At 28.4% G+C, this 1,257-nt stretch carries 1 protein-coding gene; it reads right to left on the bottom strand.

The features are described from left to right. Positions 1-259 precede the first annotated feature (259 nt). Positions 260-553: a hypothetical protein gene (locus tag ESP02_RS13125; protein ID WP_025478549.1), complete on the bottom strand. Its 294-nt coding sequence runs from the start codon at positions 551-553 to the stop codon at positions 260-262. Positions 554-1,257 lie beyond the last annotated feature (704 nt).

Here is a 1,257-nt window from a genome sequence, read left to right as displayed (position 1 = left end):
CCCACGCTCTTTTCATAATAAAATGACGAAAATAATTTCTTTTAAAGAGCCGAGATTATCAGCTATATGAGAGTAAATTTGATGCAAAAAACAGAGCCGAAACAGTCTTAGTGTTCGTAGCTCTGCTTGTATGTTTCAAATTTAAGACAAAGAGTTGGAAAAAGATGTTGATAAGGAAGATAAGCTTACTGTGTTATATAAATTAGGAAAAATACAAACTAGGTAACTAACTATAACAAGTAATTTTAAGAGATTTTTATTAGAAGACGTTTAGGAATATTACTAAGAAAGTGACTATACAGGTAATTGTCATTTCAATAATGTTTTCTAATTTTCGCGTCTTTGTTTTAAGAAAAAGACCAGAACCAGTTGAAAAAAAGTTGGTACGATAGTGAAGGGGGACAAAATTTCCTACTAATATTCCCACTAACAAGAGATAAAGTGGCCAGTTTGGTGTGATTCCTCTATAAAAAAATGCCCACGCTACCGAAATCCCATAGATTAGCAACTGAACGATTTTTACAATGAAAAAAATTTTTTTGCCATTACTCAAAGTCTCTTCCTCCTTGTATCGTTTATTTGTTTCATTTTATCATTATGATAGACGCTTGAACAATACATTTTGTATTTTCTTGAGTACTACTGGATAAACTACCAGCGATGATCATATTTATTTATGTTACTGCAAATCATCATAGATTATGATTCCAAAAAGAATCATTGGGAGGCTGTGGCGTAAATATTATATTATAAGCCAGAAATACCTATATCTAGTTATTTCTGGCTTTTTTGCTAGAAAAGTGACAGAAGAATAATACAAATAGCCTAATAATAGAATAGTTAATCATTTTTTTCTTAATTGACCATTCTCTTTGCTTCATTTCATTTATGTAAGAGAATGGTATTTTTTCTAACTATCATAATGAAAAAACAAACTTTTTCTAATAAAAACAACAAAAAAACGTCTGAAAAATCGGACATAAAAGTGTTTGTTTTTTGAGATGGTAACAGGGGTAAATAAAGGACAAGATTGATAGAACTCGTTCTAATGATTAAATAATTTTGAAGATAACCCAAAAATAAACAGAAAAGACTTAAATATATAAGATATCATTCTCTTTGTTTAAATTACGCAAGAGTATGATATTTTTTCATTGTCTAACTATTATTTTATAAACTTTTTTTATTTTTATAGTAAAAATTTGGAATCCTGTATAAAGGCTTTTATGTTAACATTTAAATAAATGCGCTTTTAAG

The organism is Enterococcus sp. NBRC 3427, assembly GCF_007996925.1.
Classification (GTDB): Bacteria; Bacillota; Bacilli; order Lactobacillales; family Enterococcaceae; genus Enterococcus_B; species Enterococcus_B lactis.
The sequence above is the reverse complement of the archived record's forward strand: the minus strand, read 5'-3'. Positions and strand labels throughout refer to the sequence as shown.